This is a genomic window from Pseudonocardia hispaniensis, assembly GCF_042658695.1.
GTDB lineage: Bacteria > Actinomycetota > Actinomycetes > Mycobacteriales > Pseudonocardiaceae > Pseudonocardia > Pseudonocardia hispaniensis.
The window spans coordinates 40,215-65,265 of record NZ_JBHSQW010000015.1 but is presented as its reverse complement, the minus strand read 5'-3'; the positions used below and the strand labels follow the sequence as shown (position 1 = coordinate 65,265).

26 protein-coding genes are annotated in these 25,051 nt (G+C 72.7%); 15 read left to right on the top strand and 11 right to left on the bottom strand.

Going from position 1 to position 25,051, the window contains the following annotated elements:
* Positions 1-409: DUF3093 domain-containing protein (locus tag ACFQE5_RS07750; protein ID WP_379584141.1), on the bottom strand; the 409-nt coding region annotated here is incomplete at its 3' end.
* A gap of 98 nt (positions 410-507) precedes the next feature.
* On the opposite strand from ACFQE5_RS07750, the gene dut reads away from it, so the two are divergent.
* The 4 genes from dut (at position 508) to ACFQE5_RS07730 (ending at position 3,366) form a co-directional block, all read left to right on the top strand.
* Entirely contained in the window at positions 508-987 is a 480-nt protein-coding gene (dut, locus tag ACFQE5_RS07745; protein ID WP_379584181.1) for a dUTP diphosphatase, read from the top strand.
* Positions 987-2,210 carry a DUF3710 domain-containing protein gene (locus ACFQE5_RS07740; RefSeq protein ID WP_379584140.1) on the top strand — a complete coding sequence of 408 codons (1,224 nt, stop codon included), beginning with the start codon at positions 987-989 and terminating at the stop codon, positions 2,208-2,210. The genes dut and ACFQE5_RS07740 overlap by 1 nt, the downstream gene beginning before the upstream one ends.
* 80 nt (positions 2,211-2,290) lie before the next feature.
* A complete protein-coding gene (locus tag ACFQE5_RS07735; protein ID WP_379584139.1) occupies positions 2,291-2,668 on the top strand; it encodes an OB-fold nucleic acid binding domain-containing protein in 378 nt (125 codons plus the stop codon).
* 116 nt (positions 2,669-2,784) lie between these two features.
* The gene (locus tag ACFQE5_RS07730; RefSeq protein WP_379584138.1) at positions 2,785-3,366 is read left to right on the top strand and encodes a DUF3159 domain-containing protein; all 582 of its coding nucleotides are present in this window, start codon (positions 2,785-2,787) and stop codon (positions 3,364-3,366) included.
* A gap of 5 nt (positions 3,367-3,371) precedes the next feature.
* Here the strand turns inward: ACFQE5_RS07730 and ACFQE5_RS07725 are convergent, their stop codons facing one another.
* Both ACFQE5_RS07725 and ACFQE5_RS07720 read right to left on the bottom strand, forming a co-directional pair.
* Positions 3,372-4,028 (bottom strand): potassium channel family protein, encoded by a 657-nt coding sequence (locus ACFQE5_RS07725; RefSeq protein WP_379584137.1) that lies wholly within the window; start codon positions 4,026-4,028, stop codon positions 3,372-3,374.
* 5 nt (positions 4,029-4,033) lie between these two features.
* Positions 4,034-4,696 carry a potassium channel family protein gene (locus ACFQE5_RS07720; protein ID WP_379584136.1) on the bottom strand — a complete coding sequence of 221 codons (663 nt, stop codon included), beginning with the start codon at positions 4,694-4,696 and terminating at the stop codon, positions 4,034-4,036.
* Between the two features lie 125 nt (positions 4,697-4,821).
* On the opposite strand from ACFQE5_RS07720, the gene ACFQE5_RS07715 reads away from it, so the two are divergent.
* The 8 genes from ACFQE5_RS07715 (at position 4,822) to ACFQE5_RS07680 (ending at position 16,577) form a co-directional block, all read left to right on the top strand.
* A complete protein-coding gene (locus ACFQE5_RS07715; protein WP_379584135.1) occupies positions 4,822-6,876 on the top strand; it encodes an APC family permease in 2,055 nt (684 codons plus the stop codon).
* Positions 6,866-8,050: a class I SAM-dependent RNA methyltransferase gene (locus ACFQE5_RS07710; protein WP_379584134.1), complete on the top strand. Its 1,185-nt coding sequence runs from the start codon at positions 6,866-6,868 to the stop codon at positions 8,048-8,050. The genes ACFQE5_RS07715 and ACFQE5_RS07710 overlap by 11 nt, the downstream gene beginning before the upstream one ends.
* A gap of 64 nt (positions 8,051-8,114) precedes the next feature.
* Positions 8,115-8,984, top strand: coding sequence for an FAS1-like dehydratase domain-containing protein (locus ACFQE5_RS07705; RefSeq protein WP_379584133.1), 870 nt, complete (start codon positions 8,115-8,117; stop codon positions 8,982-8,984).
* Positions 8,985-9,047: 63 nt separating this feature from the next.
* Positions 9,048-11,423: a Tex family protein gene (locus tag ACFQE5_RS07700; protein ID WP_379584132.1), complete on the top strand. Its 2,376-nt coding sequence runs from the start codon at positions 9,048-9,050 to the stop codon at positions 11,421-11,423.
* Positions 11,424-11,713: 290 nt separating this feature from the next.
* Entirely contained in the window at positions 11,714-13,519 is a 1,806-nt protein-coding gene (locus ACFQE5_RS07695; protein WP_379584131.1) for a DEAD/DEAH box helicase, read from the top strand.
* 75 nt (positions 13,520-13,594) lie between these two features.
* A complete protein-coding gene (gene ilvD / locus ACFQE5_RS07690; RefSeq protein ID WP_379584130.1) occupies positions 13,595-15,286 on the top strand; it encodes a dihydroxy-acid dehydratase in 1,692 nt (563 codons plus the stop codon).
* Between the two features lie 21 nt (positions 15,287-15,307).
* Positions 15,308-15,697: a hypothetical protein gene (locus tag ACFQE5_RS07685; protein ID WP_379584129.1), complete on the top strand. Its 390-nt coding sequence runs from the start codon at positions 15,308-15,310 to the stop codon at positions 15,695-15,697.
* On the top strand, positions 15,684-16,577 hold the full coding sequence (locus ACFQE5_RS07680) for an alkaline phosphatase family protein (RefSeq protein ID WP_379584128.1): 894 nt from the start codon (positions 15,684-15,686) through the stop codon (positions 16,575-16,577). The genes ACFQE5_RS07685 and ACFQE5_RS07680 overlap by 14 nt, the downstream gene beginning before the upstream one ends.
* Positions 16,578-16,592: 15 nt before the next feature.
* On the opposite strand, the gene ACFQE5_RS07675 is transcribed toward ACFQE5_RS07680, so the two are convergent.
* Genes ACFQE5_RS07675 through ACFQE5_RS07640 form a run of 8 tightly spaced genes read right to left on the bottom strand, consistent with a single transcriptional unit; the run spans position 16,593 to position 23,128 of the window.
* Positions 16,593-16,934 (bottom strand): hypothetical protein, encoded by a 342-nt coding sequence (locus tag ACFQE5_RS07675; protein WP_379584127.1) that lies wholly within the window; start codon positions 16,932-16,934, stop codon positions 16,593-16,595.
* Positions 16,931-18,085 carry a M12 family metallopeptidase gene (locus ACFQE5_RS07670; protein ID WP_379584126.1) on the bottom strand — a complete coding sequence of 385 codons (1,155 nt, stop codon included), beginning with the start codon at positions 18,083-18,085 and terminating at the stop codon, positions 16,931-16,933. Before ACFQE5_RS07670 ends, ACFQE5_RS07675 begins: the two co-directional genes overlap by 4 nt.
* A gap of 46 nt (positions 18,086-18,131) precedes the next feature.
* Entirely contained in the window at positions 18,132-18,512 is a 381-nt protein-coding gene (locus ACFQE5_RS07665) for a hypothetical protein (protein WP_379584125.1), read from the bottom strand.
* Positions 18,509-18,748 carry a hypothetical protein gene (locus tag ACFQE5_RS07660; protein WP_379584124.1) on the bottom strand — a complete coding sequence of 80 codons (240 nt, stop codon included), beginning with the start codon at positions 18,746-18,748 and terminating at the stop codon, positions 18,509-18,511. Before ACFQE5_RS07660 ends, ACFQE5_RS07665 begins: the two co-directional genes overlap by 4 nt.
* Entirely contained in the window at positions 18,748-19,686 is a 939-nt protein-coding gene (locus ACFQE5_RS07655) for an aldo/keto reductase (protein WP_379584123.1), read from the bottom strand. The genes ACFQE5_RS07660 and ACFQE5_RS07655 overlap by 1 nt, the downstream gene beginning before the upstream one ends.
* A gap of 11 nt (positions 19,687-19,697) precedes the next feature.
* Positions 19,698-21,572, bottom strand: a complete 1,875-nt coding sequence (locus tag ACFQE5_RS07650) for a RiPP maturation radical SAM C-methyltransferase (protein WP_379584122.1) — start codon at positions 21,570-21,572, stop codon at positions 19,698-19,700.
* A 15-nt stretch (positions 21,573-21,587) separates the two neighbouring features.
* Positions 21,588-22,769, bottom strand: a complete 1,182-nt coding sequence (locus tag ACFQE5_RS07645) for an aKG-HExxH-type peptide beta-hydroxylase (RefSeq protein ID WP_379584121.1) — start codon at positions 22,767-22,769, stop codon at positions 21,588-21,590.
* A 26-nt stretch (positions 22,770-22,795) separates the two neighbouring features.
* On the bottom strand, positions 22,796-23,128 hold the full coding sequence (locus tag ACFQE5_RS07640) for a hypothetical protein (protein WP_379584120.1): 333 nt from the start codon (positions 23,126-23,128) through the stop codon (positions 22,796-22,798).
* A 326-nt stretch (positions 23,129-23,454) separates the two neighbouring features.
* Between ACFQE5_RS07640 and ACFQE5_RS07635 the strand changes: the two genes are divergently transcribed.
* The 3 genes from ACFQE5_RS07635 to ACFQE5_RS07625 form a co-directional block, all read left to right on the top strand.
* Positions 23,455-24,177: an AfsR/SARP family transcriptional regulator gene (locus tag ACFQE5_RS07635; protein ID WP_379584119.1), complete on the top strand. Its 723-nt coding sequence runs from the start codon at positions 23,455-23,457 to the stop codon at positions 24,175-24,177.
* A gap of 45 nt (positions 24,178-24,222) precedes the next feature.
* Positions 24,223-24,426 carry a hypothetical protein gene (locus ACFQE5_RS07630; protein ID WP_379584118.1) on the top strand — a complete coding sequence of 68 codons (204 nt, stop codon included), beginning with the start codon at positions 24,223-24,225 and terminating at the stop codon, positions 24,424-24,426.
* A 113-nt stretch (positions 24,427-24,539) separates the two neighbouring features.
* A partial coding sequence (locus ACFQE5_RS07625; protein WP_379584117.1) for a class I SAM-dependent methyltransferase occupies positions 24,540-25,051 on the top strand: 512 nt, incomplete at its 3' end.

Here is a 25,051-nt window from a genome sequence, read left to right as displayed (position 1 = left end):
CCCCCCCCCCCCCCCCCCCCCCCACGACCGGACCGACCCACGCTCGATGCAGCAGGTAGGCGGCCGGGTCGAGCTCCGGGCCCAGCGCCACCTGCTTGTCCGGTCGGGGCACGATCTCGGTGCGCCCGACGAACCGCAGCGGAACCCGCGCCCGCCCGGCCCGCAGCTCGCCGGCTGCGACCGTGACCCTGGTGCTGCCCAGCCAGACGAGGGCCGCGGTCAGGAGCGGGATCATGATTGCGTACCCGATCCACGAACGCAGCCCCGGATAGCCCATATGGATCTCCGCGCCCAGCAGGGCGCCGACACCGACCGCCAGCGGGTACCACCACCACGGGACGGACAACCGCTCGTCGAACGCAGCACGGCCGGACGTCGCAGAGTCCGGGGACGACGGGTGCTTGCTCACGAACGCTGAGGGTAGCCTCGCACGTCGTGCCCGGCCCCGTCGATGCTCCCCCGCACGAGCCGTCCGCCGAGCCGTTCGTCGATCCTCCGCTCGACGTCCTGCTCACCCGGCTCGATCCAGGTGTCCCCGTTCCCGCATACGCCCGCGCCGACGACGCGGGTGTGGACCTCGTGACGACGAGGGACCTCGTGCTCGCACCGGGCGAGCGTGGCGTCGTCGGAACCGGGCTGGCGATCGCCCTGCCCACCGGCTACGCCGGGTTCGTCCATCCCCGCTCCGGCCTCGCCGCCCGGGCCGGGCTCTCGGTCGTCAACGCCCCGGGCACGATCGATGCCGGGTACCGCGGGGAGATCCAGGTCTGCCTGATCAACCACGATCCGCACCACGAACTGGTGCTCCGTCGGGGTGACCGCATCGCCCAGCTCCTCGTGCAGCGTGTGGAGCGGGTGAGGTTCGTCGAGGTCGCCGAGCTGCCGGACTCCGATCGGGGAGCCGGCGGCTACGGGTCGACCGGTGGGCACGACCGGCTCGGCGCGCCTGCGGAGCGCGGTACCGGCGTTGCAGGGGAGTCGCCGTAGTGGCTCGCCGCGATCGCAGCATCCTGGACGGGTTCGGACCGATCGACGTGGCGCCCGGTGCCGTGGCCGTCGACGAGGCGGCCGAGCGGCCGCGGTTCGGGCCGTTCGACGTCGATGAGCTCGATCTCGACGACGACCCGGAGGCCCGGACCGACTTCGGCGCGCTCCGTCTTGCCGTCCCCGGCCGGGGGGCGGTCACCGTGGAGCCGACGGCCAACGGCCGGTTGCAGGCCGTGCATGTGGCCTTGCCCGAGGGGCGGCTGTCGGTGAGCGCATTGGCCGCGCCCCGCTCGTCGCGGCTGTGGCCGGAACTGGTCAAGGAGATCGAGGCCTCGCTTCGGGACGGCGGGGCCCAGGTTCGGTCGTTCCAGGGCGACTGGGGGCGGGAGCTGCGCGCCCACACCCAGGGGGCCTCGTCGGTGTTCGTGGGTGTCGACGGGCCCCGGTGGATGCTCTACGGCGTGGCCACCGGCCCGGTGCAGCACGCCGTCGACCTCGACGCCGAGCTGCGCCGGATGCTGCGTGGCACCGTCGTCGTGCGGGGCCGGGCGCCGTATCCGCCGCGGACGGTGCTGCCCCTCGAGCTGCCTGCGCATCTGAAGGAGCAGCAGGAGGCGGCCGCCAAGGCGGCGCAGGCCGAGGCCGTGGAGCTCGCTGCGCCGGTGCCGACCGACCCGCAGCCCCAGCTCGTACCGGACTCCGCGGCGCCCGACCGCGTCCCCGCCGCAGCCGGGGCAGCGGCCGCGGCCCCGGACCCGGAGACCACCTCCCTGCTGCCGAAGGTGACCCCGGCGCAGCCGCGCCCCGGCGGGCGCAGACGCCGCGCCGCAGGCCCCGGCGTCGTCCCGTTCCGGCCGCCGGCCGGTGCGCGCCCCGGTGGCCGGCGCCGCGCTCCCGAGCCGGTGGTGGCCGAGGTGCCGACCACGATGTTTCCTGCGCGGCCGCATCCGGCCGGACCCGATCCGGCGGCCGGGACGGACGCGGACTCGGTGCCGACCGGACCGATGCCGGTGCTCACCTCGTCGGCCGCGACGCCGACCCCGGCGCGGCGTGGCAGGCACGCCCGGCCCGACGACGAGGAGGCCGCGGTGTCATCGGCGCCCTGGCCGGGCCAGGGCGCCCAACCGGCGCTGGCCTACCTTGCCGATGATCCAACGGTCCGGTTCGCCGCCCTGGAACGGGAGTCCGGGCGGCACCGTCGCCCTGGTCATCGGCACAATTGAGGTTTCCCGCGGGTTACGCTAGGTCGGGTAGCGGCCGAATCCGACGAATCCGGCCCGCGCCCGAGCAGCCAAGGAGAGAGATGGGCAGCACGGACGGTGGGGCCTTCCGCCGTATGCTCCGGAAACTGACCAGCGACGTCGAGACACTGGACGCCGATGCGCTCTCGGAGGACTCCGAGCGATCCGGGGCGCAGCGCGCCAGCGACTGCGCCCTCGGGCAGGAGGTCACCATGCTCGGTAGGCTCCGCAGTGTGGAGATCTGCCCGCAGGAGGCCGAGGCGACCCTTGAGGCAGAGTTGTTCGACGGCACCGAGGGGGTCACGCTGATCTGGCTCGGTCGACGCCGGATCCCGGGTGTCGAGCCGGGCCGGACCATGCGCGTCCAGGGACGGGTCGCGGAGCGTGACGGGAGGAAGGTCATCTACAACCCGTTCTACGAGATCTGCCAGACCCAGTGACCGGGCCTCAGGCAGCCCCCCGACGCACTGGCGACGAGCCGACCGAGCAGCTTCCCGCGGTCGACCCGGGGGCACCGCCCCCGGGCCGGGTTCCGGGGCCCTCGATCCTGGAGCAGATGGGCGGGATCGCCGGTGTCGTCTACTCCTCGATCCCGGTGGCGGTCTTCATCCCGGTCAACATGGTGGCCGGACTGCGGGCCGCGCTCATCGCGGCGTTGGGTGCCGGCGCGCTCGTCGCGGTGCTGCGGCTGGTGCGCCGGGAGGCGTTGCAGCCCGCGGTCTCCGGGCTGATCGCCGTCGGGGTGTGCGCGTTCCTGGCCAATCGCAGCGGTGAGGCCCGCGACTTCTACCTGCCGGGTCTGATCTACAGCGGTGTGCTCTGCCTGGCGTTTCTGATCTCGGTCGTCGTGCGCTGGCCGCTGGCCGGGGTCGTCTGGCACGCCGTCAACGGCGACGGGCACGCCTGGCGCCGCAACCGACCGCTGCTGCGCGCCTACACCCTGGCCAGCCTGCTGTGGGCGCTGGTGTTCGGCGCCCGGCTGGTCGTGCAGGGCTGGCTCTACCGGGTCGATGAGGCCGACTGGCTGGGGGTCGCTCGACTGCTGATGGGCTATCCCCTGTTCGGGGTGGCCCTGCTGGTCACGTTCTGGGCGGTCCGCCGGGCCCGGCGGCCGTCACCCGGGCCCGGCGCCGCCTGATCGTCCTACTGCTGCAGCGCCGCGCGGATGTCCGTCTCGACCGCCGAGGTCGCCACGAACAGCAACTCGTCGCCGGGCTCGAACGCGTCGTCCCGCTCCGGGACGATCACCCGGCCCCTCCGGAGGATGACGACGAGCGCGGAGTCGGGTGGCAGCCGCACCGACCCGACAGGCCGCCCGGCAAGCGGGGTGTCGTCCGGCAGGGTGACCTCGACGAGGTTGGCCTGCCCCTGGCGGAAGGTCATCAGCCGGACCAGGTCGCCGACCGCCACGGCCTCCTCCACCAACGCCGCCAGCAGCCGCGGGGTGGACACGGCGACGTCGACCCCCCAGTTCTCGCCGAACAGCCACTCGTTGCGCGGGTCGTTCACCCTGGCGACGACGCGGCGCACCGCGAACTCCGTCTTGGCCAGCAGGGACACCACGAGGTTGACCTTGTCGTCACCGGTGGCGGCGATGACGACGTCGCAGCGCTCCAGACCGGCCTCCTCGAGCGAGGCGAGCTCGCATGCGTCCGCGTGCACCCATTCGGCGGGTTCGACGGCCTCGGGCTCGATCTGGGACAGGTCGCGCTCGATGAGCATGACCTGGTGCTTGTTCTCCAGGAGCTCGAGGGCGATCGAGCGGCCGACCGCTCCAGCGCCCGCGATCGCTATCCGCATGCCGATCAACCCTCCTGTGGCGGGGCGGCGGCTGTCGCCGTCACATCGCTGATCGTGCCCGACACCGCAGCCACGTACACCACGTCCTCGGCCTGCACCACGGTGTCGGGTTTGGGCAGCAGACCGGTGCCGAACCGGACGAGGAACGCGACCCGGCAGCCCGCGGTCTCCTCGAGCTCGCGCACCGGTCGTCCGAGCCAGCCCTCGTGCAGGGGCAACGGCAGCACCGCGACCGTGCCGGAGGGCTCGCGCCAGGCCGTGGCCACCCAGTCGGGCAGCAGCATGCGCATCAGCCGGTCGGTGCTCCACGGCACGGTCGCCACCGTCGGGATGCCGAGCCGCTCGTAGACCGCGGCCCGCTTGGCGTCGTAGATGCGGGCGACCACGCGTTCGACCCCGAAGGTCTCCCGGGCCACCCGAGCGGCGATGATGTTGGAGTTGTCCCCGTTGGAGACGGCGGCGAACGCCTTCGCCTTCTGCGCACCCGCCTCGACGAGCACCTCGCGGTGATATCCCTCCCCGACGACCTGGCGGCCCCGGAAATCCGCGCCCAGCCTGCGGAACGCCTGGGGGTTGCGGTCGATGATGGCGACCTCATGGCCGAGCCGCTCCAGGCCGGTCGCGAGCCCCGAGCCGACCCGGCCGCAGCCCATGATCACGACGTACATCGCGGTGCCCTCCCTGTGGCGAAAACCCCGATGGGCGGCACGGTAGCCCGCATTCCGACCGCATGGATCTCGGGTGCCCCGACGCCGTGGCGTCGATGTTGCGCGGTGAGCATAGGCTGCCGCTCGTGCCCAAGCTCGCCGTCGCGGTGAAGCGGATCCTGGTGGGGCGGCCTCAGCGCAGCGACCGCCTCACCCACACCCTGTTGCCGAAGCGGATCGCCCTGCCGGTGTTCGCCTCCGATGCGCTCTCGTCGGTGGCGTACGCGCCCGAGGAGATCCTGCTGACGCTCTCGGTCGCCGGGTTGTCGTACTACGCGTTCTCGCCATGGATCGGGGTGGCGGTCGCGGTGGTGATGCTCACCGTCGTCACCAGCTACCGGCAGAACGTGCAGGCCTACCCGTCCGGTGGTGGCGACTACGAGGTCGCGACGGTCAACCTCGGCCGCAACGCGGGGCTCACCGTCGCCAGCGCGCTGCTGGTCGACTACACCTTGACGGTCGCGGTGTCGATCTCGTCGGCGATGGCGAACCTCGGTGCGCTGGTGCCGTTCGTGGCCGAGCACCGGGTCCCGATCGCCGTGACGGCGATCGTGCTGCTGACCGCGATGAACCTGCGCGGCGTGCGGGAGTCGGGAACGGCGTTCGCGCTCCCGACCTACGCCTTCATGGTCGGAATCATCGCGATGATCATCTGGGGGCTCACCCGGATCCTGCTGTTGGGCGACGAGGTACGGGCGGCCAGCGCCGACCTGCACATGGTGGCGATCGGCGACTCGTTCACCGGGATGGCGCTGGCCCTGCTCGTGCTGCGCTCGTTCACCCAGGGCGCGGCCGCCCTGACCGGTGTCGAGGCGATCAGCAACGGCGTGCCCGCGTTCCGTAAGCCGAAGTCCCGGAACGCCGCGGCCACCCTGATGATGCTCGGTCTGATCGCGGTGTCGATGTTCATGGGGCTGATCGTGCTGGCCCGGCTGACGGGGGCGCAGATCGCCGAGGACCCGGCCGCGCAGTTCCCCGACGCCCCCGGCTACGTGCAGCAGACGCTGGTCGCCCAGCTCGCCGACGCGGTGTTCGGCGACTTCCGGGCCGGGTTCTTCTTCGTGCTCGTGTTCACCGCGCTGATTCTGATCCTGGCCGCGAACACCGCGTTCAACGGCTTCCCGGTGCTCGGGTCGATCCTCTCGCAGGACCGCTACCTCCCCCGTCAGCTGCACACCCGGGGCGACCGGCTGGCGTTCTCCAACGGCATCCTGCTGCTGGCCGGCTTCGCGATCGTGCTGGTGATCGGCTTCGGGGCGGAGGTCACCAGGCTCATCCCGCTCTACACCGTCGGTGTGTTCGTGTCGTTCACCCTCAGCCAGACCGGCATGGTGCGGCACTGGCGCCGGCTGCTGGCCACCGAGACCGACGGGCGCGAGCGGCTGCGGATGCGCCGGGCGCAGACCATCAACGCCTTCGGCGCGACCCTGACCGGGATCGTGCTGGTCACCGTACTGATCACGAAGTTCACCCGCGGCGCCTGGATCGCGATCCTCGGCATGATCGGCTTCTACCTGCTGATGAAGGCGATCCAGCACCACTACGACCGGGTGACCCAGGAACTGCGGGCGGGCGAGGCCGACACCGTGCTGCCCTCGCGCAACCACGCGATCGTGTTGGTCTCGACCCTGCACAAACCCACGCTGCGGGCCATCGCCTATGCCCGGGCCACCCGCCCGGACGTCCTCGAGGGGGTCACGGTCAACGTCGACGACGCCGATACCAAGCGGCTGATGGCCGACTGGGCCGCGCGGAAGCTGCCCGTTCCGCTGAAGGTGGTGGAGTCGCCCTACCGAGAGATCACCCGGCCGGTGCTGGAGTACGTCAAGCGGATCCGCACCGACAACCCGCGCGACGTGGTGACCGTGTTCATCCCGGAGTACGTGGTCGGGCACTGGTGGGAGCAGGTCCTGCACAACCAGAGCGCGCTGCGGCTCAAGGGCAGACTGCTGTTCCAGCCAGGGGTGATGGTGACCAGCGTGCCGTGGCAGCTGGAGTCGTCCAAGTACGCGGCCAAGCGCCTGCCGCCGCCGGCGCCGGGTTCCTCGCGCCGCGGCTACCCGGCACTGGATCAGCTGACGAACGCCTCCCGCGGCGACAGCGCGCCGACTCGGACGAGGGAGGGCGACCGTGCCCGCTAGCCCGGCGGCCGCGCCGCTCGACTGGACCGACCGGGTGCTGGAGCTGCAGATCGGGCCCATCGCCCATGGCGGGCACTGCGTGGCCCGGCACGAAGGCCGGGTGGTGTTCGTGCGCCACGCCCTGCCCGGGGAGCGGGTGCGCGCCGTGGTCACCGAGGACGCCGGCGGGTCGTTCTGCCGGGCCGACGCGATCGGCGTGCTCGACGCCCATCCCGACCGGGTCGAGCCTGCCTGCCCGTGGGCGCGCGCGGGCGGCTGCGGCGGCTGCGACCTACAGCACGCCACCCCCGCCGCGCAGCGCGCGCTCAAGGCCGAGGTCGTGCGCGAGCAGCTGCGCCGACTCGCCGGCCTGGACACCGACGTGACCGTGGCCGAGCTACCCGGCGGGACGCTGGGCTGGCGGAGCAGGGTGCGGCTGGCCGTGGACGCCGAGGGCAGGGCGGGTCTGCGTGCCCACCGCAGTCACGACGTCCTGCCGATCGCGGACTGCCCGATCGCGCCCCCGGGGCTGCTCGGGCCGGTGCTGGCGCACCCGTCCGCGCCGGGCGCCGAGATCGAGGTGGCGCAGGACGTCGACGGCCGACGCCACGTCGACGGCCGCCCCGGCCCCGTCGTGCAGCGGGCGGCCGGTCGCGAGTGGCTGTTGTCACCCGGCGTGTTCTGGCAGGTGCATCCCGCCCTGCCCGACGCGCTGGCGGACGTCGTCTCCGAATGGGCCGCGGCGCCGCACGGCGGGATCGGGTGGGATCTCTACGGCGGCGTGGGACTGTTCGCCGCCGTGCTCGCCGGGCAGGTCGGTCCCGAGGGGCGGGTCACGGTCGTGGAGTCGTCGCGCCGGGCCGTCGAGGACGGGCGGGCCGCGCTCGCCGACCTCCCGCAGGTCGACTGGCGGGTCGGACGGGTGGAGCGGCTGCTGGGCGGGCTCGGCGAGCGTCCCGACGTCGTCGTCGCCGATCCGCCGCGCAAGGGCCTCGGCGGTGCCCTCGTCCGCGCGCTCACCGCCGTCGCCCCGGCCCGCGTCATCCACGTCGCCTGCGACCCGGCCGCGCTGGCGCGCGATATCGCGCTGTTCGGCGACTGTGGCTATCGGCTCGCCGGGCTGCGAGCGTTCGATGCCTTCCCGATGACCCACCATGTGGAGTGCGTCGCCCTCCTCCTGCCTGTGAGTGCGTAACAGTGTTAGAACACTGTTACGCACTCACAGGGTGCTCTCATCGGCAAAAACGGAGGTCGACGGCGTGACGGGACTGGCGGAGCACGTGGCAGGGTGGGCGCCCCGGCCGGTAGAGGTCAGCACCCGGCTGGACCGCTGGCCGTCCGCGGCCTTCGCCGCCCTGCTGGACCAGCCCTCCCCGGTCGAGGTGGACGGGGACCCGCTCCCACTGGGCTGGCACTGGTTCCACCACCTCGAACACCCGGCACAGGCCGACCTCGGCGACGACGGGCATCCCGCGCACGGGCACTTCCTGCCACCGATCCCGGACCGGCGCCGGATGTTCGCCGGAGCGCGGTTGGAGGTCCACGAGCCGTTGCGGATCGGCGCGCAGGTGGTGCGCCGCTCGTCGCTGCTCGAGGTGACGCCCAAGCACGGTCGCAGCGGCGAGATGCTGTTCCTGACCGTGCGCCACGAGTACCTCCAGGACGGTGCCGTCGCGTTGACCGAGGAGCAGGACATCGTCTACCGCAGTCAGCGGCCCGGCTCCGCCCCGGCCACGGCGCCCGCGCCCGTCGCGGCCGAGCCACCGCCCGCCGACCCGCGGGTGTGGCGGATGCGCCTGGACCCCGATCCGGCCCTGCTGTTCCGGTTCAGCGCGCTGACCTATAACGCCCACCGCATCCACTACGACCAGACCTACGTCACCGGTGTGGAGGGCTATCCCGGCCTGGTCGTGCACGGGCCGCTACTCGCGCTGCTGCTGCTGGAACTGCCGCGGCGCAACGCCCCTGACCGCCCGGTCGGGACGTTCGAGTTCCGGCTCACCCGGCCGGCGTTCGCCGGTGTTCCGGTGATCGCGGAGGCGACGCCCGACGGCGAGCGGATCGGCCTGACGGCAGGCGTTCCCGGCCAGCCCGCGTCGATCACCGGTTCCGCGTCGCTGCGCTCGTGAGCGGCACGCACCGCCGGAGCGGTACGTGTCACTCGCGGGTACGGCATCGGGCACGATGTGTCGGTGACGGATAAGTCAGGCTCAGTTCAGCAGCGGATCGCCGATGAACTCGGCGTGCGCCCGCACCAGGTCGCGGCGGCGGTCGAGCTTCTCGATGGCGGCGCCACCGTTCCCTTCATCGCCCGGTACCGCAAAGAGGCGACCGGAGCGCTCGATGACGCGCAACTGCGCACGCTCGAGGAGCGGCTGAGCTATCTGCGCGAGCTCGAGGAACGCCGGGGCGTGGTGCTGGAGTCGATCCGCAGCCAGGGCAAGCTCGACGACGCCCTCGAGGCGCAGATCCTGGCCGCCGACTCCAAGGCCCGGCTCGAGGACATCTACCTGCCCTACAAGCCCAAGCGCCGGACCAAGGCGATGATCGCGCGGGAGAACGGGCTGGAGCCGCTGGCCGACGCGCTGCTGGCCGACCCGGCCCTGGACCCGATGGCCACGGCCGAGGGCTACCGCAGCGAGAACGTCCCCGACGCCGCGGCCGCGCTGGAGGGCGCCCGGGCGGTTCTCGTCGAACGCTTCTCCGAGGAGGCCGATCTCATCGGCGGGCTGCGGGAGCGGATGTGGACCCAGGGTGTGCTCGTGTCGAAGGTGCGCGAGGACAAGGAGGTGGCCGGAGCGAAGTTCGCCGACTACTTCGACTTCGCCGAGCCGTTCACCAGCCTGCCCAGCCATCGGATTCTCGCCGTCTTCCGCGGGGAGAAGGAAGAGGTCCTCGACGTCACCCTGGAGCCGGGCGGCGAGGCCGGTGAACCCGGTGCGCCCTCGGAGTACGAGCGGGCGATCGCGCAGTACGTCGGGATCGCCGACGAGGGCAGGCCCGCCGACGCGTGGCTCGCCGACGTCGTCCGGTGGGCCTGGCGGACGCGGATCCTGCTGCACCTGGGCATCGACATCCGGGTCCGGCTGCGGGCCGCCGCCGAGGAGGCCGCGATCCGGGTCTTCGCGACGAACCTGCGTGATCTGCTCCTGGCCGCCCCCGCGGGAACCCGCGTGACGATGGGGCTGGATCCGGGTCTGCGGACCGGTGTCAAGGTCGCCGTCGTCGATGCGACCGGAAAGGTGGTGGCCACCGACACCGTCTACCCGCACGAGCCGCGACGGGACTGGGACGGCGCGCTGGCGACGTTGACCAGGCTCGCCGCGGCGCACGACGTCGAGCTCATCGCGATCGGGAACGGCACCGCGTCGCGGGAGACCGACCGGCTGGCCGGCGAGCTCGTCGCGGCCAACCCGGGACTGAAGCTCACGAGGGTGATGGTCAGCGAGGCCGGGGCCTCGGTGTACTCGGCGTCGGCCTACGCCTCGGCCGAGCTCCCCGATCTGGACGTGTCGCTGCGCGGGGCGGTCTCGATCGCCCGCCGGCTGCAGGACCCGCTCGCCGAGCTGGTGAAGATCGACCCGAAGTCGATCGGGGTGGGTCAGTACCAGCACGATCTGCCGGAGTCGGCGCTGTCCCGTTCGCTCGACGCCGTCGTGGAGGACTGTGTGAACGCGGTCGGCGTCGATCTCAACAGCGCGTCCGTGCCGCTGCTGCGCCGGGTCTCGGGCATCGGCGAGTCGCTCGCGGCGAGCATCGTCGCGCACCGGGACCAGCACGGGCCGTTCCGGACCCGGACCGCATTGGCGGACGTCCCCCGACTGGGGCCCAAGGCGTTCGAGCAGTGCGCCGGCTTCCTGCGGATCCGCGGCGGCGACGAGCCGCTCGACGTCTCCGGGGTGCACCCCGAGGCCTACCCGGTGGTGCGGCGGATGGTGCAGGCGGCCAAGACCGATATCGCCGAGCTGATCGGCAACGCCCCGAAGCTGAAGGCGCTCAGGCCGACGGATTTCCTCGACGAGCGGTTCGGGCTGCCCACGGTGACCGACATCCTCGCGGAGCTGGAGAAACCGGGCCGCGACCCGCGCCCCGCGTTCCGCACCGCGACGTTCGCCGAGGGCGTGCACACGATCGCCGATCTGAAGCCGGGGATGCTGTTGGAGGGCGTCGTGACCAACGTCGCGGCGTTCGGCGCCTTCGTCGACGTGGGGGTGCACCAGGACGGTCTGGTGCACGTCTCGGCGATGTCCAAACAGTTCGTCTCCGATCCGCGCGAGATCGTGAAGTCCGGCGACGTCGTGCGGGTCAAGGTGCTGGAGGTCGACGAGGCGCGCAAGCGGATCTCGTTGACCCTGCGGCTGGACGACGAACCCGGCGGGCCGAAGGGGCCCCGCCGCGACCCCCAGCGCGGCGGTGGGACCCGGGAGCGGCGCGACGGGAAGGACCGGCGCGGCGGGAAGGACCGGCGCGGCGGCGACCGGCGCGGATCGAGCGCGGGTCCGGCGAACAACGCGATGGCCGACGCGCTGCGTCGGGCCGGTTTCGACACCGGCGGCGGGAAGCGCTGAGCGTGCGCGGACAGCCGCGGGGCCGGGTCCACCGACCCCGCGGTTCGCGCCTGCACCACCGTGACCGGCAGGGCGGTCCCCGAGCCGGGAACACCGTGTCCGCCAGCCGCGTCGTACCCCTCGACGGCGCGTGATCAGGGCGTGAGATACTACTGAACCGGCTGGCCGCGCGGGCCGGCCGCGAGCCCCATCGGTCCACGTATCTCTGCCGCAGGGCCTGCGGGCTTTCGTGACTCCCGGAGTGCGCCGTCCACCCATGAGCCGGCCACCCCCTGCGACCGAGGATATGTGTGAGCACACTGCTGGACCTGCCCGAGACCGACGAGCTCGACCTGACCGACTTCGACCTGACCGACGCTGACGAAGCTGACGACGCCGACCGCTGCGACGGTCCGACCTTCGCCGAGCTGGGATTGGCCCCGGAGCTGCTTCGGGTGCTCGACGAGCTCGGCTACGAACGCCCGAGCCCCATCCAGGCCGAGGCGATCATCCCGTTGACCGCGGGGCGTGACCTGATCGGCCAGGCCGCCACCGGCACCGGCAAGACCGCGGCGTTCGCGCTGCCGATGCTGCAGCGCCTCGCCGAGGAGCGCCCCGGCGGCGGCACCGCCCCGTTCGGCCTGGTGCTGGCCCCGACCCGGGAGCTGGCCATGCAGGTCACCGAGGCGATCTCCCGGTACGGCGAACAGATCGACGCCCGGGTGCTCGCCGTGTACGGCGGCGCCCCGTTCGGGCCGCAGCTGGGCGCGCTGCGGCGCGGTGTCGACATCGTCGTCGCGACCCCCGGCCGGGCGATCGACCTGCTCAACCGGGGTGCGCTGAGCCTGGATGAGCTCCGGGTCGTCGTGCTCGACGAGGCCGACGAGATGCTCGACATGGGTTTTCTCGAGGACATCGAGACGATCCTGGCCGCGATCCCGCAGACCCGGCAGGCCGTGCTCTTCTCGGCGACGATGCCGCGGCGCATCGAGACGCTCGCCCGGACCTACCTGCGCGAACCGGTGACCGTGCGCATCGAGCGCGAGGTCGTCCCGGAGGGCGAGGCGCCGCGCGTCCGGCAGACCGCGTACCTGGTCCCGCGGACCCACACCACCGCGGCGCTCGGCCGGATCCTGGAGCTCGAGCGGCCCACCGCGGCGATCGTCTTCTGCCGGACCCGCGCCGACGTCGATGCGGTCACCGAGGCGCTGACGGGACGGGGTCTGCGGGCCGAGGCGCTGCACGGCGGGATGGATCAGGAGCATCGTTCACGGGTGGTCGACCGGCTGCGCAACGGCCGCACCGACCTGCTCGTCGCGACCGACGTGGCGGCCCGCGGGCTCGACATCGAGCAACTGTCGCACGTGGTCAACCACGACGTGCCGAAGTCGCCCGAGGCCTACGTGCACCGCATCGGCCGGGTGGGCCGGGCCGGGCGCGAGGGCGTCGCGATCACCCTGGCGGCGCCGTCGTCGATGCGCAGCCTGCGCAACATCGAACGCCTGACCGGGATGCCGGTGCCGATCGCCACGGTGCCGACGGTGGCCGACCTGCGTGCCGCGCGGCTCGAGCGGACCAGCGAGGCGCTTCGCGACACACTCGTCGCGCTGGCGGGCGACGCGTCGGCCGAGACCGACGGCGTGCGGGCGATGGTCGCGGCGCTGGCGGTCGAGTTCGATCCGGTCGATGTGGCCGCGGCTGCCGTCCGGATGGCTCAGGCCGTCTCCGGAGCGGCCGAGGACGAGACGGAGATCCCCGTGGTGTCGGCGCCGCGCGACGGCCGTGGCTCGGGTCGTGGCGGACGCCGCGAGTCCGGCGACCGCGGCCAGGGCGCGCGCCCGCCGCGGGCCGGGACCACCCGGCTGTTCGTGTCGGCCGGGCGGGCGGCCGGGGTGCGCCCGCAGGACATCGTGGGGGCGCTGGCCAACGAGTCGCGGCTGTCCGGGCGCGATATCGGGGCCATCCAGATCCACGAACGGCACGCGCTGGTCGAGGTGCCCGAGCACGCTGTTGACGAGGTGCTGCGCTCGCTGCGCGGGACCACCACCCTCAAGGGCAGGCGCGCCAGCGTCCGCCGCGACCGGGGATTCGCCACCTCGGGCCGGCCGAGCAGGTAGGGTCGCCGGCCCCACGCGCGGCGCGTCAGGACCCGGCAGACTGGGATACCCGACCGCATCGCGAAAGGGCAGGCGATGACCGCGCACGACCTGAAGCCCCGCAGTCGCGACGTCACCGACGGCCTCGAACGCACCGCGGCGCGCGCCATGCTGCGGGCCGTCGGGATGCGTGACGAGGACTTCGCCAAGCCACAGATCGGGATCGCCTCGAGCTGGAACGAGATCACCCCCTGCAACCTGTCGTTGCAGCGGCTGGGGATCGCCGTCAAGGAGGGCGTGCACCGCGCCGGCGGCTACCCCATGGAGTTCGGCACGATCTCGGTCTCGGACGGCATCTCGATGGGACATGTCGGGATGCACTACTCGCTGGTCAGCCGCGAGATCATCGCCGACTCGGTGGAGACCGTGGTACAGGCCGAGCGGCTGGACGGCACGGTGCTGCTGGCCGGCTGCGACAAGAGCCTGCCCGGCATGCTGATGGCCGCGGCCCGGCTCGATCTCGCGGCGGTGTTCGTCTACGCGGGTTCGATCCTGCCCGGGCACCTCGGCGACCGCGAGGTCAACATCGGCGACGCCTTCGAGGCCGTCGGGGCCTGTGTGAAGGGGTTGATCAGCCGCGCCGAGGTCGAGGAGCTCGAGCGGGCGATCTGCCCGGGCGAGGGGGCGTGCGGCGGCATGTACACCGCCAACACCATGGCCAGCGCCGCGGAGGCGCTGGGGATGGCGCTGCCGGGCTCGGCCAGCCCACCGGCGGTCGACCGGCGGCGCGACGGGATCGCCCGCGCGTCCGGCGAGGCCGTGGTGAACCTGCTGGCCGAGGGGATCACCGCGCGGCAGATCCTCACCCTGGAGGCCTTCGAGAACGCCATCGCCGTGGTGATGGCGTTCGGTGGTTCGACGAACGCGGTCCTGCACCTGCTGGCGATCGCCCGCGAGGCGGGCGTCGACCTGCGGCTCGACGACTTCAACCGGATCGGGGACCGGGTTCCGCAGCTGGCCGACGTCAAACCGTTCGGGCGGTACGTGATGGCGTCGGTCGACCAGGTCGGTGGCGTGCCGGTGGTGATGAAGGCGTTGCTGGAGGCGGGGTTGCTGCACGGGGACTGTCTCACCGTCACCGGGTCGACCGTCGCGGAGAATCTCGCCGCGATCGCCCCACCGGACCTCGACGGTGTCATCCTGCACGCGCTGTCGGACCCCCTGCACCCGACCGGCGGGCTGACCGTCCTGCGCGGCTCGCTCGCCCCGGACGGAGCGGTGGTCAAGAGCGCGGGCCTCGGCGGTGCTGATTCTGTCGGGGCGCGGTTCTGCGGCACCGCTCGCGTGTTCGACGGGGAGCAGGGGGCGCAGGACGCCGTCGCCGACGGCTCGATCGTCGCCGGGGACGTCGTGGTGATCCGCTACGAGGGCCCGCGCGGCGGCCCCGGCATGCGGGAGATGCTGGCGGTCACCGGGATGATCAAGGGGGCCGGGCTGGGCGCGGACGTCCTGCTGGTCACCGACGGCCGGTTCTCCGGCGCGACGACCGGACTGTGCGTCGGGCACATCGCTCCGGAGGCCACCGAGGGGGGCCCGATCGCGCTGGTCCGCGACGGGGACCCGATCACCCTGGACATGACGACCCGCACGCTCGACCTGGGCGTCGACCCCGTCGAGCTGGACCGCCGTCGCGCCCGGTGGACACCGCCACGGGTGGACCGCGGCGGAGTGCTGGCCAAGTACGCCAAGCTGGTGGGGTCGGCCGCCGAGGGCGCCGTCTGTGGCTGACCCGCGTGGCAGGGTGGATCCATGAGTTCCTTGACGCCAACCGAGCAGACACCGCCGCAGCGTGCGGCCTCGGACGTGGTCGCCATCGTCGCCGAGCGGCTCGGTCGCGACCAGGTGTTCGGCCCCCCGATCGAGAAGAACGGCACCACCGTCGTCCCGGTCGCCCGGGTACGCGCGGGCGGGGGCATCGGCGGCCGCCGCGTGAGCCACCTCGCGGGGAGCAGCGGCGCGGGTGTGGTGGCCCGCCCGGTCGGGGCGTTCAGCATCGGCGCGGATGGCACGGTGTCCTGGCATCCGGCCGTCGACGTCAACAAGATCATTCTGGGCGGACAGGTCCTCGTCGGCCTGGTGGCCGTGGCGGCGACGCGCAGGCGGCTGCGTCGGCGCCGCCGGCACGATGCGACGAGCTGACGGGTTCGCGATGGCCCCGCAGCGGGCGGGGCGGGCGCTGACCGCGTTCCTGGTCGTCCTGGCGGTCGCCGTGACCGGGTGCGCGACGACCCGCGAGCCGCCGGCGCCGGCCCGGGTCCCCACCCCCGATCATGTCGTGGTCGTCGTGTTCGAGAACAAGGACGCCGACCAGATCCTCGGGAACCCTGACGCGCCCTACCTGACCGCGCTGGCCCGCCAGGGCGCCGACTTCACCGATGCGCACGCCGAGACTCATCCCAGCCAGCCCAACTACCTCGCCCTGTTCTCCGGGGATACCCAGGGTGTTGCGGACGACAGCTGCACCGGGCCGTTCCCCACCCCCAACCTGGCGAGCCAGCTCGTCGAAGCGGGGCGCACGTTCACCGGGTATGCCGAGGACCTGCCCGCGGTCGGCTACACCGGCTGCGAGGACGGCGACTACGTCCGCAAGCACAACCCGTGGGTGAACTTCTCGAACGTCCCGGCCGAGGCCAACCGGCCGCTGTCGGACCTGCCCGCCGACTACGCGGACCTGCCCACGGTCTCGTTCCTGATCCCGAACCTGTGCCACGACATGCACGACTGCGATGTCGCGACCGGCGACGGCTGGGCCCGCGAGCATCTCGACGGCTACCTGCGCTGGGCGCACGACCACAACAGCCTGCTGGTCGTCACGTTCGACGAGGCGGAGTCGCCGGGCGGTGACAACCGGATCGTCACCGTCTTCGCCGGGCCGATGGTCGCGCCGGGGCAGTACGCCGAGCGGGTCGACCATTATCGGCTGCTGCGCACGCTGCAGGCGATGTACGGGCTCGCGCCGCTGGGACACAGCGCCGACACCGACCCGATCACCGACGTGTGGACGGGCGACACCCGGTAGCCGGGCTACGCCGGGTCAGGGCTCGGGAACTCGGACCAGCGGTACCTCGGCGACCGCGGACTCCCGCACCGTGACGGCGACGACGTTGGTCAGGTCTCCCTGCCGCAGGACACCGTCCCGGTGCAGATGCAGAACGGCGCCGACCTCGTAGCTGCGCCGTTCGGCGGGCAGCGGGCAGTCGAGGATGAGCTCGGCCGGTTCGGTGGCGTCGAGCTCGTCGAGGTCGAACTGCAGGCGGGCGACGACGACCGCCGGAGCGTCCTGTCGCCGGGTGTCCTCGATGCTGATCACCAACTGGGCCGGGGCCAGGACGCGCCCCAGGGCAGGTATCCGGACGATGAGCCGTGCCGACCTCATCCGGGTGCCTCCTCGAGGATGACGTACCTGACCTCGGCGCCGAGTGGCGCGTCGGTCAGGTTGGTGATCGTGAAGTAGTAGAGCAGGTCGCCCGCCGTGTCGTGCCCGATGTCGAGCCGCCAGTTCAGCAGCGGCACATCGGTGCCGCCGGCGGTGGGGACGACGTCCCAGTGCACGCGCCGACGGGGGTGCCAGCCGCCGCTCATGACCACGACGACGCTGCGCGCGGGGACGTCGGTCGAGTACTGGACGTTGCCCGGAGCCGGGGTCGCCGGAGTCGACGGCGTCGACGGCGTGGTCCTGGGGTACAGCGTGTTGACGGCGGCGATGTCGCCGTCGCTCAGGGCGGTCCGTTGCCCGATCTCGACACCGGCGACCAGCGGTTCGATCGTGCTCGACCCGTCCACGCTGAACGCGTTGCGTGGGTAGTGCATGATCGACCCGAAGTCGTAGGGGCCGACGTCGTCGCCGTCGGTGATCCGTTGCCGGAAGTTCGCCTCGAACCCCGGCCGGATCCGGTCCCAGTGGATCCGGATGTGCTGGTCCCGGTCCTCCCGGCTCTGCTCGTGCCAGAGCCCGAGCACATGGCAGAGCTCGTGCACGGCGTTGCCGACCGTCGCCGCGGGCGCGAGATCGACCGTCTGCGATCCCCCGGATCGACCCACCTCCGAGCTGCAGTACGCCGAGACCGCGAAGGTGACGTAGTCGGCGTCGGCGTCGGTGCGGGGGACCAGCTGCGCGTTGGTCCGAGCGTTGATCTCCGCGATCGCGGACGCGGCGACCTCGGCGATGACCGAGTCCCGGGGTGGGAGCTCCACGGGTACCCGGCCGCCGGGCCAGCGCTTCATCGGATCCGTGACGACGGCGGCGAACAGCACGTTCTCGCCGGCCGGCGGTGCGGCGTCGGCGAGCGCGCTGGTCAGGTCCCGCGCCGCGCCCAGGACGATGTCACCCTCGAAGATCGCGCGGTCGCCGACGAGGCTGAACTCGACCAGCGCGGGGCCACGTTCGGCCCGCGCGATGACCCCGGACGCGACCCCGGAACGACCGGCGATGGTGTCCGCCTCCTCCAGCGGGAGCGGCCGGACCGGCGCCGCCGCGGCCTGGTCGCGCAGGCGGGCCCAGGTTCGGTCGCCGGATGGCCGGGTCATCGGTGACTCCCTGGCGGTGCGGTTCGTGGGACCGCGGTTCGTGACATCACGGCGTGTGCACGGTGTGTACGACGCAGGAGCACGACGCGCAGGCGAGGGCGCCGTTCTGGGACCACCAGCGGCACGAGGCCCGGATCGCGCATCGGGGCGGCGGGACCGGCTCGGCGAGCCGGGGAGCGGCCGCGGTGAGCGCATCGCCGACGCGGCACCGCGCGCCGTCCCAATGACCACACGACGATTCCGCGCAGGGGCCCGCGAACCGGAAGCGCGACTCCGGTGGGCGGCGGCCCGCCGTCGCCGTCTCGACGAAGCCGCGGTCCACCTCCAGCGGCGGAAACAGCCCGACCACCGTCCCGTCCGGGCCGACGATCCCCAGCAGGAGATGCCCCTCGCGGCAGGTGCTGCTGGGGCACAGCGCGCCGGTCACCGCTCCACCTGGGCCACGAAGAATCCGATCGGGCCGCCGATCGCCGCGTCGGCGAGGGGGCGGCGGATGGTCTTCGCCAGCCGGAGATCGGCGAGCGGCCGCTCGACCAGCGGCGGTTGCAGGTCCAGGTCCGCGATGGCGTCGAGGGCCGCCTGGCGGACCGCTCGGCCGATCTTCTGCAACACCTCCCTCGGGAGGTCTCCCTGGACGAGTACCGACAGCTCGGCGGGTGCCATCACATCTCCTGTCCTGCCTCGAGTTCGGCGAAGGGGGGCAGGCCGGTCGCGGCGACGTTCTCCCGCGCCTGGGCCGGCGTCTTGATGCCGACGATCGTGGTCGCGAACGCGGGTTCGTCCAGGACGAAACGCAACGCGGCCTGCGCCATCGTCCGGTCCGGCCGTTCGTGGTGGCGGAACACCTCGGCCAGGGCGATGTAGATCCGCCGGCGCGCGGGCGGCCAGCGGCCCCGCAGATCGCCCGCGCCGTAGGTGCGGCCCCCGGCGTGCCGACCGGAGAGGAACCCGGCGGCCAGCGGTTCGCGGGCGATCAGCCCGACGTCGCGGCGCCGCGCGTCGGCGAAGACCGCCTCCCAGGCGTCCTGGGGTTCGACCTGGGTGAGCAGGCTGAACGGGATCTGCACCGTCCGGACCCGGGGGTGCGCGAGGGCGGCCGCGACCTGCGGCGGGGTGTGGACCGAGACCCCGTAGTGGTCGATCCTTCCCTCCGCGACCAGGCCGTCGAGCACATCGAAGACGGCACCGGCGCGCAGCACCGACAGCGGCGGGTCGTGCAGCTGGTACAGCTCGACGCGGTCGCGGCCCAGCCGCCGCAGGCTGGCCTCGACGGCTGACCGCAGATGACGCCCGGAGAAGTCGGCGCGCACCCGTTCACCGTCGAACCGGGCGCCACCCTTGGTGGCGACCACGACGTCGGACGGGTGTCCGGCCTCGCGCAGCGCGCGGCCCAGCAGCGTCTCGCTGTGGCCGAGGCCGTAGACGTCGGCGGTGTCGAAGAAGCGGTAGCCGAGCTCGAGGGCGGTGCGCACCGCGGCGATCGACGTCGCGTCGTCGGTCGGGCCGTAGCTGTTGCCGGACCGGTTGCCGCCGATCGCGAAGCACCCGAACCCCAGCTCGGAGACGCGCAGCTCGGTGGAGCCCAGCCTGCGAGTCCGCATCGGGGACGCACCTACCAGTTCGGGTTGAGCGGCAGGGCCAGCGCGAGGTACTTGTCGTCCTCACCCAGCATGAGGCCCGCGGCGCAGAACTCGGTGAGCGCGGCGCGGACCTCCTCGACCGTGTACTCGTGGCGCTCGTCGGTCCGGCGCAGGTGCTCGGCGATCTGTCTCGGTCCGTGCATGGTGTCGCTGCAGAACTCGTAGATCAGGGCGTTCGCCCCGGTCACCTTGAGCGTGTGCTGGTCGCGTGGGCCGCGGTTGCGGTCGATGAGGATGCCGCCGGCCGTGCGCCGGTAGGTCAGCGAGTGCCGCTCGCCCGCGGCCCACTCCGCGCGCCACCGGCTGACGAACTCATGGGTCGCCCGATGCGTCTCGGGGGCGAGGGTGTCGCCCATCTCGTAGTCGAAGAAGTAGGCCGCCTTCACCAGGTCGACATGGTCGGGATAGACGTAGCGGTAGCTCGCCTCGGGCCGCCGATGCCGGACCGGGAACGCCGGATCGGTGTAGTGCGGGGAGAAGCGCTCGAGCCAGATCCGGCCGTAGCCCACCGGTGGTTCGAGGTGCCGGATGGCCCGCAGGACCTCCAGCTCGTCCTTGTAGTCCTCGACGGTCTCGCCGGGAAAACCCCAGATCAGGTTCCAGTTGACCCCGATGCCGTAGTACGCGCACCACTTCATGCACCGCACGTTCTGCAACATCGTGCAGCCCTTGCGCATCAGCCGCAGCACGTGGGTGCTCAGGCTCTCGATGCCGGGCTGGACCCGCCGAACACCGCCCCGGTGCAGGGTGCGGATCTGTTCCCGGGTCAGGTTCGCCTTGACCTCGTAGAAGAAGCTGTAGTCGAGCCGGGCGCGCTCGATCTCGGCGAACAGCGTCGGGATGTAGCGCACGTCGAGGATGTTGTCGACCGCCACGAAGGAGCAGACGTCGTGACGGTCGGCGAGCGCGCTCAGCTCGGCAAGCACCCGCTGCGGGGACTTCGACCGGAAGCCGATGGTCTCGCCGTTCAGGCCGCAGAACGTGCAGTGGTGCTTCTGGCCCCACCAGCAGCCTCGCGCGCTCTCGTAGGGGACGGTGTAGGTGGCCTGGTAGTACGGCCGCAGCCCGCGTTCCTCGGCCTGCCGGAAGTAGGGCGCGTAGTTCGGGACGGGCAGCCGGTCGAGGTTCTCGACCGGCGCGGCGGGCGCGCCGCGTTCGAGACCGGGCCCGGCGCGGCTGACCAGCCCCGGGACGTGCCGCGGCCGGACGCCCTGCGCGAGCGCCTGCAGCAGGGCCGGGAACGCGTCGTCGGCCTCGCCGGACACCACGTGGTCGATGAACGGGAACGCGCGGGCGTACTCCTCGCCCATCTCCCCTTCCATGTTCGCCCCACCGAACACGATCGCGACGCCCTCGTGGCGCTCCTTGATCCGGCGGGCCAGGGCGAGCGAGGCCACGTTCTGCTGGAACAGGGAGCTGAACCCGACCACCCGGTAGCGATCCCAGTCCACCGCGGCGAGGCACCGGTCGACGAAGGCGGGCAGCCGGACCCGGCGGAGGTCGACGAAGAAGCTCTCGTCCTGCCCGATCTCGGTGCACCAGGAGAACTCGTCGGGGAAGCGTTCGAAGTACTCGCGCTCGGCGCCTGCGTGGTCCGGGCCGAAGGCCGCGGGGGCGAAGAGCCATTCCCCGGTCATATGCGACCGGCGCTCGCACAGCAGCTCGTACACCGCCGGGGTGAGCTCGGCGGCCAGATCGAGGTTGAAGTGCAGGAGGTCGACGGGGAACCCGGCCGCCTCGGCGACGGCGCCGACCAGGCCGAGCTGGATCGATGGCCGGTCGGCGGAGGCGAAGGGCATGCAGACGAGCGCGACGCCGAAGTCGGCGGGCGCGACGGGCTGGGCCATCGTCGTCTCCCTCGGCTAGCGGTGGATCTGGTCGGACACGGGCTCCCACAGCGCGCGGCCGAACGCGGTGAGCGACGTGGCGCGCCGCAGCACCGGCTCGATCTCGCCCAGCTGGCGGCGCAGGGTCCGTTCGCGATCGGCGAAGTCCTCCGCGGCCGGCATACCCGAGGGAAGGAATCCGTTCTCGCGCGCGGTCCGGTAGAACAGCAGCACGTTGCCGAACGCGTGGTAGGCGACCACGATGAAGAAGATCGGCCGGTCCTTGTTGCGGAACGGGGAGAAGTACCGGCCCTCGTCGCTGCCGTCGTCGAGCCCGCCGAGCCGGGTGAGGATGTTCAGGTACTGGTGGGTCGCCTCGTGCACGAGCATCTCGGCCAGCGGCCACACGTAGGGCTGGTCGGAGACGCACACGACGCCCGGCGAGAACCGTTCGCTTCCGCTGTTGAAGGTGCCGGGCCGCGCCCGCAGCGCGATCAGCTCGCGCAGCACGGTCGCCACCCAGGGCAGGTAGACGGGTGCCGCGTCGGCGATGAGGTCGATCGCCGCCCGACAGGTCGCCGTCCAGTCCGCCCCGCCGGCCGCCGAGTCCTCGACCCCGAACGTGTAGGCGTCGGCGTGCAGCAACCGGTCGGCGGCCGCGGGCGAGAGCACCAGCGGGGTCGAGAGCGTCACCCGCAGCGGGCCGCGACGCAGGACCGGCAGCGCCGGGACCTGATCGGTGTGCCAGCCGGCCTCCCGGCGTCGCAGGTCGACCGTTCCGGCGCCGTCGGTGTCGATCGTCACCGCGTCGGGCTCGGCGGTGACCCGGATCGTCCGGGTCGCCGGCAGGAGCCGTCCACCGAACCGTAGCCGGGCGGGTTCGGCGAGGTCGGCCCGCCACCGGCCGGTGTGCCCGGCCTCCGCGAGGCGAAGCGCGAGGGCGCAGGCGCACCGGACGGGGTCGACGGCCCCGCCGAGCACCGCGGCGTGGGCGTCCCCGAAGGCCGGATGCCAGGCCACGTCGAAGCCGCCGTCGGCGGCGCCCCAGGACTCCAGGACGGCGTCGGTCCCCGGCGCCCGTGCCGCGAGCTCGGCCCGGTTGCGCTCCAGGAACTCCTTGACGACGAGCCGGGTGTGGTCGACGACCAGCAGTTCGGTCAGCGCCGGGTTCAACCCGACCTGTGGGCAGGCGAAACCCCGGAATACGTCGTCGTCCACGATCGGCTCCTGTCGACTGCGGGACCTCAGAACGAGATGCTCTGCCCGACCGAGCTGCTGATGGCGACGAGATCGCCGGGCTTCAGCCCCAGAGTGGGGCCCTCCCGGGCCAGCTCGGCGGCGAGTGTCCGCTGCAGGCTGGCGTGGATCCGCTGCTTGGTCGCGAAGGACAGCGAGGCGGTTTCGCCGGCCTCGATCCGGGTGCCCCCGGCCCCGGTCGACCGGCTCAGCGCCGCCGTCGCGGTGGTCAGGGCGGCGACGGCGTCCGCCAGCGCAGTGCCGGAGTCCCCCGGCGCGTCGGCCTGCGCGTCACCCGATCTGGTCCGCTCGATGTAGAGGTTGAGGTCCTTCGGCTCCATCCCGGGCTCCTCCGCTCCGCTGTGCACACCCGTGCGCACACAGCGTCCGGCTCATGCGTCACCGTTGCGTCGCGTCCCCGGTGTGCCACACGTCTGTCCAGTCGTACCGCGGACGTGTGCGTACGAGACCGCCGACCGTGCGTTCCCTCCGGCCGCAGCGGTGGCTGCCCGGTTGGTGATGCGCGGGTGATGCGATCGTGACCGTCCGGCGACGCACCCCGGACGGCCGGGAAGCGGCGGACCTGACTGATGGCACCGGCTTCGGCGATGCCCGTGGGACACTCACTCGTCAGAGTCGACCGGCGCTGACGGTCCCGGAGGCCCCCATGACGCACTCTCCCGTGGATCTCGTGCACGTCACCCTCCTGGGCGGCTTCGAGTCGGCTCACCTCGGCACCGGGATCGCCCTGCCCCTTGGCGCCCAACGTCTCGTGGCCTTCCTCGCGCTGCAGGACGGCGGCCTGCACCGCTCCGCGGTGGCGGAACGCCTGTGGCCCGACAGCTCCCCGCGCCGCGCACCCGCGAACCTGCGCTCCGCGCTGTGGCGGGGCCGGCAGATGGCGGGCGTGCCCGTGATCGAGTGTGTCGGTCCGCGGCTGCGGCTCTCGCCCATGGTCCGTGTCGACCTGCAGGACATGCTCGCCAGGGCCCGGCAGGTGCTCGCGGGTCCGGGCGACGCCGGGGCCGACTGCGGCGAGTTGGTGCAGGCGCTTCGTCGCGAGTTGCTGCCGGCCTGGACCGACGACTGGCTGATGCTCGAACGGGAGCGCTGGGACCAGACCCGGCTGCACGCGCTGGAGGTCCTCGCCCAGCGGCTTCAGTCGGCCGGGCGCCATCTCGCCGCGCTCGAGGCGGCGTTCGCGGCCGTCGCGATCGAGCCGATCCGGGAGACCGCGCACCGCATCGTCGTCGAGGTCCACCTCGCGGAGGGCAACGTCGGCAGCGCACTCAAGCACTACCAGCGGTACCGCTCGCTGCTCGCGCGAGAGCTCGGCGTCGCGCCCTCACCCCGGATGACCGAGCTGGCGAGCGGCCTACTGTCCTCATAGACGCCGAAGACACCACAGAGACGCCGCCGGACGACGATGCCCGCCGTGACCCGCCCCCCTCGTGCCGCCGCGTTCCTCGTCCGGACGTGGTGGGAGGACGGGCGGTTCCGGGCACGGATCACCTACGTCCACGACCTGCACGCCGAATCGGTGCCGGAGGTGCAGGTCCTCACCGCGGAACCGGACGAGGTGCGCCGCCGCTTCGCCGCATGGCTGGAGGACGCGACCCGGCCCGAGGCCGTGGAGTGACACCCGCGACGAGGCCGGGATCCGTCTCGGTGGGGAAGACCGTCGTGCGCTCGTCCGGTCGCACAGCAGCGCCCGCCGCAGCGTCCGATCACCGGCACCGTAGGGTGCGGGAGGTGTCTGCTTCCGAGCTCCCCGGCGACTGGTCGCGGTGGCGCACCGAGGTTGATCTTGACGATTACGACGAACGATGGGCCCGGATGGCTGCGGCGGGGCAGAACCCGCACGGCGAGGCCGATCTCGTGGCGTCCTACCGACCGGCCGCGGTGCTCGACGGCGGCTGCGGCACCGGACGGGTCGCGATCGAGCTGGCGCGCCGCGGCGTGGCCGTCGTCGGCGTGGACCCCGATCCGGACATGATCGCCGCCGCCCGGGCGAAGGCGCCGTCGCTGCGCTGGTTGCGGCTGGGTCTGCAGGAACTCGACCGGGGCCTCGGTCCGACCGAGCGGTTCGACCTCGTCGTGCTGGCCGGGAACGTCGTTCCGTATGTCGCGGCAGCCGACCGCGCGGCCGCGATCGCGCGCTGCGCGGGCCGGCTGGTGCCGGGCGGGCGGCTCCTCGCCGGGTTTCAGCTGCAGGACGGCTGGCCGACGCTCGCCGACTACGACCGGTGGTGCGCCGAGGCAGG